The organism is Ruegeria arenilitoris (assembly GCF_013032445.1).
In the GTDB taxonomy this organism is placed as follows: domain Bacteria; phylum Pseudomonadota; class Alphaproteobacteria; order Rhodobacterales; family Rhodobacteraceae; genus Ruegeria; species Ruegeria arenilitoris_F.
Window position 1 is genome coordinate 159,462 of record NZ_WQCA01000004.1, and the last position, 13,182, is coordinate 172,643.

General features: G+C 59.3%; 12 protein-coding genes. 5 read left to right on the top strand and 7 right to left on the bottom strand.

Features of this window, described 5'->3' with window-relative positions; genetic code table 11:
• Positions 1-26: 26 nt before the first annotated feature.
• Positions 27-959 carry an acetyl-CoA carboxylase, carboxyltransferase subunit beta gene (gene accD / locus GOW98_RS07035; protein WP_170330375.1) on the top strand — a complete coding sequence of 311 codons (933 nt, stop codon included), beginning with the start codon at positions 27-29 and terminating at the stop codon, positions 957-959.
• Positions 956-2,230, top strand: a complete 1,275-nt coding sequence (locus GOW98_RS07040) for a bifunctional folylpolyglutamate synthase/dihydrofolate synthase (RefSeq protein WP_170330378.1) — start codon at positions 956-958, stop codon at positions 2,228-2,230. Before accD ends, GOW98_RS07040 begins: the two co-directional genes overlap by 4 nt.
• Before the next feature lie 75 nt (positions 2,231-2,305).
• Here GOW98_RS07040 and zapE read toward each other — a convergent pair whose 3' ends face one another.
• Complete coding sequence (gene zapE / locus GOW98_RS07045; protein WP_170330380.1) at positions 2,306-3,364, bottom strand: cell division protein ZapE; 1,059 nt, start codon at positions 3,362-3,364, stop codon at positions 2,306-2,308.
• Between the two features lie 148 nt (positions 3,365-3,512).
• Between zapE and GOW98_RS07050 the strand changes: the two genes are divergently transcribed.
• Positions 3,513-4,754, top strand: coding sequence for an MFS transporter (locus GOW98_RS07050; protein ID WP_170330382.1), 1,242 nt, complete (start codon positions 3,513-3,515; stop codon positions 4,752-4,754).
• A gap of 1 nt (position 4,755) precedes the next feature.
• On the opposite strand, the gene GOW98_RS07055 is transcribed toward GOW98_RS07050, so the two are convergent.
• The 5 genes from GOW98_RS07055 to GOW98_RS07075 all read right to left on the bottom strand — a co-directional run bounded on the left by GOW98_RS07055 (position 4,756) and on the right by GOW98_RS07075 (position 9,300).
• On the bottom strand, positions 4,756-5,376 hold the full coding sequence (locus tag GOW98_RS07055; protein WP_170330383.1) for an HAD family hydrolase: 621 nt from the start codon (positions 5,374-5,376) through the stop codon (positions 4,756-4,758).
• A 145-nt stretch (positions 5,377-5,521) separates the two neighbouring features.
• Positions 5,522-5,977: a YaiI/YqxD family protein gene (locus GOW98_RS07060; protein WP_170330385.1), complete on the bottom strand. Its 456-nt coding sequence runs from the start codon at positions 5,975-5,977 to the stop codon at positions 5,522-5,524.
• Complete coding sequence (gene sthA / locus GOW98_RS07065) at positions 5,974-7,431, bottom strand: Si-specific NAD(P)(+) transhydrogenase (protein ID WP_170330387.1); 1,458 nt, start codon at positions 7,429-7,431, stop codon at positions 5,974-5,976. Before sthA ends, GOW98_RS07060 begins: the two co-directional genes overlap by 4 nt.
• Before the next feature lie 3 nt (positions 7,432-7,434).
• Positions 7,435-8,268 (bottom strand): S-formylglutathione hydrolase, encoded by an 834-nt coding sequence (fghA, locus tag GOW98_RS07070; protein WP_170330390.1) that lies wholly within the window; start codon positions 8,266-8,268, stop codon positions 7,435-7,437.
• Positions 8,269-8,370: 102 nt separating this feature from the next.
• Complete coding sequence (locus tag GOW98_RS07075) at positions 8,371-9,300, bottom strand: AEC family transporter (RefSeq protein ID WP_170330392.1); 930 nt, start codon at positions 9,298-9,300, stop codon at positions 8,371-8,373.
• Between the two features lie 183 nt (positions 9,301-9,483).
• Here GOW98_RS07075 and GOW98_RS07080 point away from each other — a divergent pair, with 183 nt between their 5' ends.
• Complete coding sequence (locus tag GOW98_RS07080) at positions 9,484-10,101, top strand: TetR/AcrR family transcriptional regulator (protein ID WP_170330394.1); 618 nt, start codon at positions 9,484-9,486, stop codon at positions 10,099-10,101.
• Positions 10,102-10,221: 120 nt separating this feature from the next.
• Positions 10,222-11,967: a sugar phosphorylase gene (locus tag GOW98_RS07085; protein WP_254437928.1), complete on the top strand. Its 1,746-nt coding sequence runs from the start codon at positions 10,222-10,224 to the stop codon at positions 11,965-11,967.
• Here the strand turns inward: GOW98_RS07085 and GOW98_RS07090 are convergent.
• Positions 11,951-13,180 carry a glycosyl transferase gene (locus GOW98_RS07090; protein WP_170330396.1) on the bottom strand — a complete coding sequence of 410 codons (1,230 nt, stop codon included), beginning with the start codon at positions 13,178-13,180 and terminating at the stop codon, positions 11,951-11,953. The two genes, GOW98_RS07085 and GOW98_RS07090, sit on opposite strands and share 17 nt — an antisense overlap.
• Between the last annotated feature and the right edge of the window lie 2 nt (positions 13,181-13,182).

A 13,182-nucleotide genomic window follows, 5' to 3' on the forward strand; every position in this document is an offset into this window, starting at 1 on the left:
TCAAAGCCGCATAACAAGGTTCCGACATGAACTGGATCACAAACTACGTCCGCCCCCGGATCAACTCGATCTTCTCGCGCCGGGAAGTGCCCGAAAACCTTTGGCACAAGTGCGACGAATGCGGCACGATGCTGTTCCACCGCGAGTTGGCGGAAAACCAGAACGTTTGCACCCAATGCGGTCACCACATGGCGATCACCCCGCGCGACCGGTTCAAGCACCTGTTTGACGGTGGAATTTTCACCGAGGTTGAGGTACCAGCGCCGAAAGATGACCCGCTGCAGTTCCGCGATCAGAAGAAATACCCCGATCGCATGAAAGCCGCGCAGAAAAAGACCGGTGAGAAAGAGGCGATGCTTGTCGCCGCTGGTGAAATTGGCCGCACGCCAATTGTTGCCGCAGCGCAGGATTTTTCGTTCATGGGCGGGTCGATGGGTATGTATGTCGGCAATGCCATCATCGCCGCCGCGCAAGAAGCGGTGAAACTCAAGCGCCCGCTGATCCTGTTTTCGGCTGCGGGCGGTGCGCGGATGCAGGAAGGTATCCTCAGCCTGATGCAGATGCCGCGGACCACAGTGGCCGTCGAGATGCTGAAAGAGGCGAACCTGCCTTACATCGTCGTGCTGACCCACCCGACCACCGGGGGCGTGACTGCATCTTATGCGATGCTGGGCGACGTACATATTTCGGAACCCAACGCGCTGATCTGCTTTGCCGGGCCGCGCGTGATCGAACAGACCATCCGTGAAAAACTGCCCGAAGGGTTCCAGCGCGCCGAATATCTGCTGGACCACGGAATGCTGGACCGCGTCACCAAACGCACCGAGATGCGTGAGGAACTGATCACCATCACCCGTATGCTGATGAACCAGCCTCCGGCGGTGAAAGGCGACCTGCCTGCGCCAGAGCCCGAAGAAACCCCTGCCGAAGAACCGGCTGAGGACGCGAGCGAGAAATGACCGGCCAGACATCTGACGTCATCCTTGATCGGATGATGGCGCTGCACCCCAAGATCATTGACCTGACCTTGGATCGTGTCTGGCGCCTGCTGGCCGCGCTGGACAACCCGCAGACCAAACTACCGCCGGTGATCCACATCGCTGGCACAAACGGCAAAGGCTCGACCCAGGCCATGATCCGCGCCGGGCTTGAGGGGGCAGGGCTGTCGGCCCACGCCTATACCTCGCCGCATCTGGCGCGGTTTCACGAACGCATCAGACTGGCCGGAGAGTTGATCTCCGAGACTGACCTGACGGCGGTTCTGGATGAATGCTATGCCGCGAACAACGACGAAAACATAACCTATTTCGAGATCACAACCTGTGCCGCCCTGCTGGCCTTTGCCCGGGCGCAGGCGGATTACACTCTGCTTGAAGTCGGACTTGGCGGCCGTCTGGATGCCACCAATGTCGTTCATGAACCCGCAGTCACGGTGATCACGCCAGTGTCGATCGACCACGAACAGTTTCTGGGCGACACGCTTGGCAAAATCGCTGCCGAAAAGGCGGGCATTATCAAACCCGGCGTGCCCTGCATCGTCGGCCCGCAACAGGACCAAGCGCTGGAGGTCATCGAATACACCGCCGCGCGTCTTGGGGCTCCGCTGCTGATTCACGGCCAGCACTGGCACGTGCACGAGGAAAACGGACGCCTGATCTATCAGGACGAAACCGGCCTGCGCGATCTGCCACTGCCGAACCTGTTGGGTGCACACCAGATTCAGAACGCAGGCGCCGCGCTAGCCGTTCTGCGCCACCTGAATATGGGTGATGACGCCTATGAGGCCGCCGTGACCAAGGCCGAGTGGCCCGCGCGGATGCAACGCTTGAAAACCGGGCCTCTGATTGAGGCAGCCCCGCAGGCTGAACTGTGGTTGGATGGCGGCCACAACGCCGCTGCCGGGATCGCCTTGGCCGATGTTCTGGCCAAGCTACCCAACCGCCCGACACATATGATCTGCGGTATGCTAAACACCAAGGACGTCACCGGCTATCTAGCTCCGCTGGCGAAACGTGCCCAAAGCCTGACTGCCGTCTCTATCCCCGGAGAGGCCGCCACGCTCAGCGCCGAAGACACCGCCGCCGCTGCGGGCAGGGTCAATCTGCCTGCGACCACCGCCGATAGTGTCTCAGATGCATTGATGAAAATCATTGCGGAAAACCCGCAGGCCCGCGTGCTGATTTGCGGCTCGCTTTACCTGGCCGGTAACATTCTGCGCGAAAACGGCTGAAATTAGCCCGCAAAGCTTCATCTGTCCAAAAACATCCCGAGGGAGGCGCGTAAAGCGCGGCGGTGGCAGAGCCCCCTATTTCCCCCAATCCTGATCCTGCATTTCCCGAAGGCGCGAAGCGGTGCGTTCAAATTCAAACGTTCCTTCGCCCTCGACGTACAGCATCTCGGGCTCAGCAGCGGCGGAACAAATCAGACGCACCTTCGCTTCATACAGCGCATCGATCAGGGTCACGAACCGTTTGGCTTCGTTGAAGTTGTTGCGCGACAGGCGTGGAATGTCTTCCAGAACCAGAACCTTCAGTTCCTCGGCAATCGCCAGGTAATCCGCAGGTCCCAGCATCCGCCCGCACAAATCATAAAACGACGCCCGCGCAACCCCGTTGCGAAAAGCCGGCAATTCAACCGCGCGACCTTTGACCTGTAGGATCAACGGCTCGGCATTGCCACCCGACAAGTCGTTCCAAACACTGCGAACGCTCTGCCTCGCTTCCGGACCGATAGGCGCAAAATAGACCGGCGCTCCCTCAAGCCTGTTCTGACGGTAATCTGTGGGTGAGACCAGCTCCCACACCTGCAACTGTTCCTTGATATGGGCTATGAAGGGCAGAAACAGCTGACGGTTCAGCCCGTCCTTGTAAAGATCATCGGGATGCCGGTTCGAAGTCGTCACGACCACAACCCCGCCCTCATACAACAGGTCAAACAACCGCCCCACGATCATCGCATCGGTGATGTCGGTGATCTGCATCTCATCAAAAGCCAGCAGCTTGACCGTCTTCACAACCTCCTGCGCCACCGGGGCAAGCGCATCCTCGACACCGTCCTGACGGGCTTTGTGCATTCCCGCGTGGATTTCCTGCATGAACGCATGGAAATGCACCCGCCTCGCGGGGATATCCCCCAGCGCATCGACAAACATATCCATCAGCATCGACTTGCCGCGCCCGACGCCACCCCACAGATATAATCCTTTCGGCGGCGGAGGGGCCTTGCGAAACAGCCCCCGCTTGACCGGAGCAGCAAGGGCTGCGCGGATGCGCTCGAAATGCGGCAGCACGGCCTCTTGCGCGTCATCCCGTGTCAGAATGCCCTCGGCAATGCGGTCGTTATAAAGCGAAACTAAATCCGTCATGAAGCCGAGCCATAGCGCCCCCTTTAAGGCTTGAAAAGCAGCCATTTTGTCGACGCATCAATTTTCCTTAACTGAAACCGCAAATCTGCTGATTTGACGCTGTGTGCAAAACCGCTAATTCTCGCCCAGCCAAATACCCGAGGTCCGAATGCCGCAATCCGCCCGCCTGCTGAACCCGATCCTGATCGTTGGTTGTATTATCATCATGGTCAGTTTCGCCGTGCGCGCCTCATTCGGGGTGTTCCAGATCCCGATTGCCAGTGAGTTTGGTTGGCTGCGAACTGACTTCTCGCTGGCCATCGCCATCCAAAACCTCGCCTGGGGGATCGGACAACCGATCTTTGCCGCGATTGCCGAAAAGGTTGGGGACCGCAAGGCGATCATCCTTGGGGCGCTGACCTACGCGGCAGGCATGGTGCTGTCGGCCTGGTCGATCACACCCTTCGGGCACCAGATGTATGCCTGGCTTGTGGGCTTCGGTATCGCAGGCACTGGGTTCGGCGTGGTGCTGGCGGTGGTCGGTCGCGCGTCGTCCGACAAGAACCGCTCGATGTCACTGGCCATTGTCACGGCGGCAGGCAGTTTCGGTCAGGTGATCGGTGCTCCGACAGCCGAGTGGCTGCTGAGCTTCTTGCCGTGGCAACAGGTTTTCATCGTCTTCGCCGCCGCGGTCCTCGCGCTTGTGCTGACACTGCCCTTCATGCGCGCGCCTCAGCCGGTCAGCAAAGCGGAACTGGAAGAGAGCATGAGCCAAATCCTAGGCCGCGCCTTCCGCGATCCGTCTTACGCCATGATCTTTTTGGGCTTTTTCAGCTGCGGCTATCAATTGGCCTTCATCACCGCGCATTTTCCCGCCTTCGTGACCGAGATGTGCGGCCCGATCCAGCCCGGTGGCGTCCTGCATTCGCTGGGCATCACAACCACTTCGGCCCTTGGGGCGGTGGCCATCTCGCTGGTAGGGCTCGCAAATATCGGCGGTACGCTTCTGGCGGGTTGGGCAGGCAACCATTTCCCCAAGAAATACTTGCTGGCGGCCATCTATACCGGTCGCACTTTGGCGGCGGCGGTCTTCATCATCATGCCGATCACCCCGATGTCGGTCATCGTGTTTTCGATCGTCATGGGCTCACTCTGGCTTGCCACGGTGCCACTGACCTCGGGCCTCGTCGCACATCTCTATGGGCTGCGCTACATGGGCACGCTCTACGGCTTTATCTTTCTCAGCCACCAGATCGGAGGCTTCCTTGGTGTCTGGCTGGGTGGTCGTATGTATGACGTCTACGGCGACTACACGATGGTCTGGTGGATTGGTGTGGCCGTAGGCGCCTTCAGCGCCATCGTCCATCTACCCATTCGCGAGAACCGTACTCCCTCCGCAGTGCCTGCCTGATCTACCTCGCCTCGTCCTCAGACAGCAGACCCTCGGCCACCAGCCGGTCCGCCCAGCCCTGCGGATCGGTAAAGTGATGCGTCTGCCACCCGCGTGCACGTGCCGTTTCGATATTGTCGATCCGGTCATCCGCAAACAGCAAAGCCTCGGGCGCTACTCCGCAATCAGCCTCGACCATCTCATAGATCGGAACATGCGGTTTGACCGCCTTCATACGGCCCGAAACGTACTGCCGGTCGAACTCGCTCAGAAACGGGTAGACCGTGGTGGCATAGTCGAAATTCTGTACCCCGAAATTGGTCAACGCAAAAACCGGTATTTTCTTGGCGCGCAAGGCCCGCTGCAGACGAACAGAATGCGGAATCTCGGGCGCGGCCAGCTCAATCCACTTGTCATGCCACATGCGAATCTCGTCGCGCCATTCGGGGTATTTCTCGGCCCAGTCATAGATGGTGTCGGTGAAATGATGTCCCTGATCCACCAGATCGTTCATCCCGTGCAGATCGACCTCAGAGAACATGGCGCGGCGGCGGTCTTCGCCGATCACCTTGTCGTAGTAGCGTTCGGGCTGCCATTCGATCAGAACGTTCCCAATGTCAAAAATCACGGCTTCAATCGGCATGATGTGCACCTGTTAAATTAATCTCAGTTTACGCCGACTGAACCAATCCCCGCCCGAACATACAAGGGCGGAACCGCAGCGCGCAGCGCTGCCCGGCCCAACCGGAGAAGACGCACCTATAATGCATCGCCGACGTGCGGGAGAGTTAGCCCCGCAGGGCTGCCCTCAATTCCCGCTCCAGAGAATCCAAGAACCGGGATCGGTCCGCCTTGCCAAAAGGTTTGCCACCGCCGCCAGCCCCTAACGGATTAGCCGCCCGCAGATCGGCCATCAGGTCGCGCATCGCCAGTTGCTGGCCGATATTGGCTGCTGTGAACGCCTCACCATTTGGGCGTAGCACCCGCGCCCCGGCCTCGACGCATTTCGCGGCCAAGGGGATGTCCGAGGTCACCACCACATCACCGGGCTCGCAGCGTTCGGCAATCCACTTATCCGCCTCGTCCGCGCCTTCCGCCACGATGACGACCTGTACCAGAGGGTTCGCCGATGGCCGCAGCCCGCCGTTCGAGACCAGCGCCATCGGCACCTTGTGCCGGGTTGCCACCCGTTCGGCCTCGGCTTTGACCGGGCAGGCATCGCCATCGACATAAAGCGTTGTCACGCCTTCTTGACCTGTTTCTTTGCAGGCTCAGCGGATTTCTTGCGCACCTTGAACTCTTCAGGGATAGGCATCCGATTGAACGCGTCCAGACCCGCGATTTTGTAGGCTTCGGCCAGCGTCGGATAGTTGAAGGTATTCTGCACGAAGTAATCCACCGTACCTTTCAGGTTCAGCACCGCCTGTGCGATGTGGATCAGTTCGGTGGCGCCTTCGCCGACGATTTGCACGCCAAGCACCCGGCGGGTTTTCAGCGAGAACAGCATCTTAAGCATCCCATGCTCTAGCCCCATGATGTGCCCGCGCGAGGTTTCACGGAACCGCGCCACGCCGACCTCATAGGGAATACCGCGTTCCTGCAGTTCTTCCTCGGACATGCCGCAGGTGGAGATCTCGGGCACCGAGTAGATGCCATAAGGATACCACGGGCTTTCGGGCAGGGTCGGCGTGTCCAGCGCATGACAGGCGGCCACACGGCCTTGCTGCAGCGATGTCGAGGCCAGCGACGGGTGTCCGATGACATCGCCGGTTGCATAGATATGTGGCACGGCGGTCTGATAGGTTTTATGATCCACCTTGATCCGGTTGCGGTGATCGGTTTCCAGCCCAACGGCATCCAGGTTCAGCTTGGACGTCGCACCCATCCGGCCTGCCGCGAACAACAGCATCTCAGCCCGGACATGGCGGCCATTTTCCAGCGTGAGTTCGACATGGGCACCCGCATCCTCGATCTTTTCGACCGCAGAGCCCAGCCGCAGATCAACACCATTTTCGCGGATCTGATGGGTGAAATCATGGATCAGACGGCTGTCGATGAAATCCAGAAACGTGTCGCGCGGCTCGATCAGCGTCACCCGCACATCCAGCGCCGAGAACATGGTGGCATATTCGACGCCGATCACCCCGGCCCCGATCACCACCAGCGAGCGGGGGATTTCGGCCATCTCAAGGAACTCATCCCCATCTACGATCGTCTTACCGTTGAAGGGCACATAGTCCGGGCGATAGGTTTTGGTTCCGGTCGCGATCAGGAATTTGGCCGCCGTCAGGCGCGTGGTTTCGCCCGCATCCGTGGCGACCTCGACCTCATGCGGGCCGGTGAATTTGGCCAGACCGTTGAGGGTTTCCACGTGGTTGCGGTTGAACTGATGCTCAAGTACATCGACCTCGTGATCCAGCGTCATGTGCAGACGCGCCTTGAGGTCCTCGGCCCGGATCTGATCCTTGACCCGGTACGAGCGACCGTAAAAGCTGCGCTCGCGCCAGCCGGACAGGTTCAGTACCGTTTCGCGCAGCGTCTTCGAGGGGATGGTACCGGTATGCACCGACACGCCACCGAACCGGTCCTTGCGGTCGATCACCAGTACCCGACGTTTCAATTTGCCCGCTTGAATCGCTGCCGCCCGCCCAGACGGACCGGACCCGATGATGATCAGGTCATAGTCGAAATTGCTCATACCTCAGTCTCCGTACAGCGCTTCGGCGTGGAAGGTGATGTGATCTTCCATGAAGGTGGAAACAAAGAAATAGGAGTGATCGTAACCGGGCTGCAGGCGGTAGGTTGCCTGCTGACGGCGCTTGGCAATGGCCTGCGCCAGCGCCTCGGGGCGTAGCAAGTCGATGAACTGATCATTGCTGCCTGTGTCGATCAGGATCGGGCCATCGAATCCTTTTTCATTCATTAGAACCGAGGCGTCGTGCTTGGCCCATGTGGCCTCATCCTCACCCAGATAGGCGCTCAGCTGTTTGCGGCCCCAATCCGAACCGGTCGGGTTCGAGATCGGCGCAAAGGCGGAAACCGACCGGAACCGCCCCGGCAGGTTCATCGCCAGCGTCAGCGCGCCGTGACCGCCCATCGAGTGGCCGGTGATGGCCTGACGGTCCATGTCGATGGCAAAGTTTTCAGCCAGCAAAGCCGTTAGTTCTTCGGCCACATAATCCCACATGTTGAAATGCGGCGCCCAGGGGGATTGCGTTGCGTTCACATAGAACCCCGCGCCCTGGCCCAGATCGTAATCGTCGTGATCGGCCACGCCCTCGCCGCGGGGCGAGGTGTCTGGGAACACAACGGCAATGCCTTGTTCGGCCGCCCAGGCCTGAGCGCCCGCCTTGGTCATGGCGTTTTCATGGGTGCAGGTCAGGCCGGACAGGTACCACAGCACCGGAACCGGGCCGTCTTTGGCCTCGGCGGGAAGAAACAGGCCAAAAGTCATGTCGCATTGGCAGGCTGCGGAGGTATGGCGGTAAACGCCCTGAACGCCACCGAAACAGGCGTTTTCCGAAAGGGTTTCCATCTGGCAGGGTCCTTAGCTTTGGGTCGCGATATGGCTAACCCTCCAAGGACGCGGCGTAAAGGCCGCGCGCCTTCGGCGAGAGTATTTTTTAAAAGATGAAGCTCAGAGTGTTGCGACCCAGGCAATCACAACCGGTACGGTCAGGATACTGGCCGCTGTGGACAGCAGGATGGCCGCCGATGCCCGGTGTGGGGCCACGCCGTAATGGGCTGCCAGCATATATACATTCCCCGCCACCGGCAGAGCGGCGGCGGCAATGGCCACCGTAGCCGGGAACGCGGCGACCGGAATCACCCACAGTAACGCCACAGCAACACAGATCGGGTGGATGACCAGTTTGCAAAAGCTTAGCCAGGCTGCGACCTGAACGCGTTCGGCTGACTTGGAAGCCAGCGAGGCCCCTATGGCAAACAGTGCTCCCGGCGTGGCGGCCCCGCCCAGAATGGTCAGAAAGTCGTTCAGCGGCCCCGGAACCGGCACCTGAAATGCCGACCACAACATGCCAGCGGAAATCGACACGATCATCGGGTTCTTAAGCAGTCCCAGCCCGATCAGTCGCAGGGTCGCGGGCGTCAGCCGCCCGTCGCGCCCGGCATTGATCAAAATGACGATCAGGGACGAAAACACCACCAGATCAACCGTCAGGACCAGCATTACCGGCCCGATGGCGGCTTCGGACAACAACAGGGCCAGCATCGGTAGGCCCAGAAAGCCGACATTGCCGATGGCGGCGCATTGAGCTTCGACGGCGGCGGTGGGGATGTCGAGCCCGCGTATCCACGCCACAAGTGTTGCCAGCACATAGACCACGACGGTGCCCAGCAGATAACCTAGGACAAGGCGGCCGTTGAAAATCTCGGCAAAGGGCAGGGTGGCGGCAAAGCGGAACAGCATTGCCGACAGCGCAAAGAAAAACACGAATTTGGTCAGGTAGGCCGTTGCTTCCTCGGTGAAAAACCGGCTGCGCCCGGCCCAGTACCCCAGGCCGATTATCGCGAAAAACGGAAGCGTGCGTAGAAAGATATCGACCATGGCGAGAGTGTTAGCATTGTTTGACGGAGCGACAAGCCTTTAGCCGACGCAACCAGCAAGCACTAGGTCCTGACGCGAAAATGAACGGATTTCACCACGTCGCAGGCAGGGGATTCACGCGAATCGTTGTATCTGAACCGAACGGTTTATAGTTTTAGGGGATCATCTAACCAAGGAGAGCCCATGACAGAGACAGCCGCCATCCTTCGTACGGGTCGCAAATTCGATCAGGTTTTGCGTGGTGCCCGAGAGGTTTTCATGGCGGATGGGTTCGAAGGCGCAAGCGTCGATGACATCGCGCGCGCTGCCGGTGTGTCCAAGGCAACGCTCTATAGTTATTTCCCCGACAAACGGCTGTTGTTCATGGAGGTCGCGCAGACCGAGTGTAAACGGATGGCCGAAAACGTCATCTCGATGATCGATGATTCCAAACCCGCGCGCGAAGTTCTGACGATTACAGCAACTCAACTGACCGCTTTTCTGGTGTCTGATTTCTCGCAACAGGTGTTCCGGATCTGTGTGGCCGAACGGGACAGATTCCCGGAACTCGGGACGGTATTTTTCGAAGCCGGGCCGCAGAACGGCCAGCGGCATATGGTTGAATACTTGGAAAAGGCAGTGAAAAAGGGCGAACTGGCAATTGAAGACCTTCAGATTGCCGCCGAGCAGTTTTCGGAACTCTGCAAGGTGCGGATTTGGACCAAAGCCGCTTTGGGTATCCAGACCAATTTCAGCCAATCGGAGATCGACACCATCGCGCTGCAAGCGGTGGACATGTTCATGGCTCGCTATGGGGTCTGATCAAGATTTGGGCAGGCGCGCGGGCGTATGCCTAAAGAAAGGCCGATTAAACAGTTGATGTTTGACAGGGGGACCGTTCTGGAAAACCATCAGGCGGATACAGCGAAGGCCCTGTGACCCTTGACCAGTGCGAACACCAGCTTTTCCCGACGACTGAACGATCTGCTAGTTCAGGTTTACCCCGATCATGATCAAGCTGAACTGGCCCGCCAGATCATGCAGGCCTTCTGGCCCGAGGGGACGCATCGGCGCAAACAGGGGCGTAAGCCAGGCAACAAACTGTGGTCGGAGAAAGACAGCGTCCTGATCACCTATGGCAACTCGATCGAGGATCAGGCCCACAAGCCATTGGACCTGCTTCATGATTTCCTGATCCGGCACCTGAGCGGTGTGGTAAACGGTGTACACATCCTGCCGTTCTTTCCGTTCACTTCGGATGACGGGTTTGCGGTATCCGACTACTATACCGTCAGCCCGCAATTGGGGGACTGGACGGATATCACCCGGATCGCCGGGGATTTTCACCTGATGTCCGATCTGGTGTTGAACCATGTCTCAAGCCAGGGTGCATGGTTCACCAGTTTCCTGCAGGGGAAATCTCCGCACGACCGGTTCTTTTTTGAAGCCTCGCCCGAGGATGATCTGTCTCAGGTCGTGCGCCCGCGCACCACGCCCCTGTTGCGGCAGGTCGACACCAATCAGGGCGAAAAATACGTCTGGTGCACCTTCAGCCACGATCAGGTGGATCTAGATTTCTCGAACCCTGAAGTGTTGGTTGAGATGCTGCGGATCATCCGCCTCCATATCGACAAGGGGGTGCGGATCCTGCGGCTGGACGCAGTGGCCTTTGTGTGGAAAGAGATTGGCACCAATTGCATCCACCTTCCGCAAACCCATGCCATAGTGCAACTGCTGCGGCTGTTGTGCGACTACACCACGGAAACGCTGGTTCTGCTGACCGAAACCAACGTGCCGCGCACTGAAAACCTCAGTTATTTCGGCAACAGGAATGAGGCGCACGCGGTTTACAACTTCCCTCTGCCACCGCTGATCCTGCACGCGATGCAGTCTGGTACAGCGCGATATTTACGCGAATGGCAGGCCGCGATGCCGCCCGCCCAGTTGGGCTGTGCCTATCTGAATTTCACGGCCAGCCATGACGGCATCGGGATGCGCCCCGCCGAAGGGGTGCTACCCCCCGAAGAAAAAGAGCGCATGATCGATACCGTGCGCCGGATTGGCGGGCTGGTGTCCATGCGGGCGCTGCCGGACGGGCGAGAAGAACCCTATGAACTAAACTGCGGGTATTTTGAGGCGATGGCCGAAACGTTCGACGGCCCGGATCAATACCATCTGGCCCGGTTCATCTGCTCGCAAACCATCGTCATGTCGTTGGAGGGGATACCGGCCTTTTACATTCACTCCCTGCTGGCCACGCCCAACGATCACGAGGCCGTGGAACGGCGCGGCATGAACCGGGCGATCAACCGGCACCGATGGCATTATCCCGATCTGCTGGCACGACTGGCCGATCCGGGGTCTAACCAGGCGCTGGTGTTGTCGGAGCTTTCGCGCCGTTTGCGCCTGCGGGCACAACAACCGGCGTTCCACCCGAACGCCACGCAATTCACGCTGCGGCTGGACGACCACGTCTTTGGCATCTGGCGGCAGAGCCTGGACCGGAGCCAGTCGATCTTTGCGCTGCATAATGTGTCAGCCGACCCGGTGCATGTCAGTCCCGCCGAGATCAATATGATCGCCGAGGAGGTCTGGACCGATGCGCTGACCGGAGAAATCCTTGCGACCAACGGCCCGGATATTGTGCTGGCGCCATATCAGTGCCGCTGGATCACGAACCGGGTGTGAACTCCTTTAAATCTTCGGACACCGCCGCCTTTAGGCGCAACAGGAACTCAGGATCTGCCGAATGGACACGGTTCCAAGTCGGGATGAACGGCGTCTCGTGCGGGTTATCGAGGAAAACCTGACCCGCGCGGATGATGTTCTCAGCAAACAGCTCGATGGACTTTTCTTCCTTGTGGCGGTCCAATTCCAGACCGTTCATCTTGGCGTCGGTATAGTAGCCCTCCAACAGGTCCAGCGCGGATCGGTAGTAAGTGGCCTTGAGTGTGCGGAACGTGTTGGGTGTGAACACCGTGCCATCGGCGGCCAGTTTGCGGAAAATCGCCTTGCAGATATCGGTGGACATGCGGGATAGGCCACGGTTGGCATCCTCGGGCGACAGGTCCTGATGCTTGTGGTCATAATTGTCGGCGATTTCGACCTGACAGACCGATTTCGGAGCCAGATTGCGCCAGGCCTCGGACAGAACACCGATCTCTAACCCCCAGTCCGAAGGGATGCGCAGGTCGGGCAGGGTGGGGGTGCGGATGGCGAACTCGCCTGACAACGGATAGCGGAAGCTGCGCAGGTAATCGAGGTAGTCCCGGTCTCCGATCACCTTCTTCAAGGCAATCAACAGCGGGCTGACAAGCAAGCGCGTTACACGGCCATTCAGCTTGCCCTCGCCAACGCGGGGATAGAACCCTTTGGCCATCTGGAATGGAAAGGTCGGGTTGACGACCGGATAGACCAGCCGGTCCAGCATCTGCCGGTCATAGGTCACGATATCGCAATCATGGATCGCCATCACCGAACTGTCGGCGCAGGCCAGCAGGTACCCGATGCAGGACCAGACATTCTTGCCCTTGCCGGGTTCCTGCGGGGCCAATCCCATCTCGCGCAGGTGTGCTTCAAGCTGGGTCAGGCGCGGGCTGTCATTCCAGATCACCGCGTGGTTTTGCGGCAGACTGGCAAAAAACGCGCGGGCGTGGCGATATTGCGCTTCATCTGCCTGATCCAGGCCGATGATGATGCGGTGAAGATAGGGAACCGGCTTTAACTCCTTCAGAATGCCCGCCAATGCGGGACCTTCCAGTTCGGAATACAGGCAGGGAAGGATCAGGGTGATCCTGCGGGTTTCCGCAAAGACCGAGATCTCATGCGCCAGTTGCCCCGCGGGTCTGCTGCGCAGGTTGTGTAGGGTGGTGATGTTACCGTTCTGATGAAAATCTGCCATGT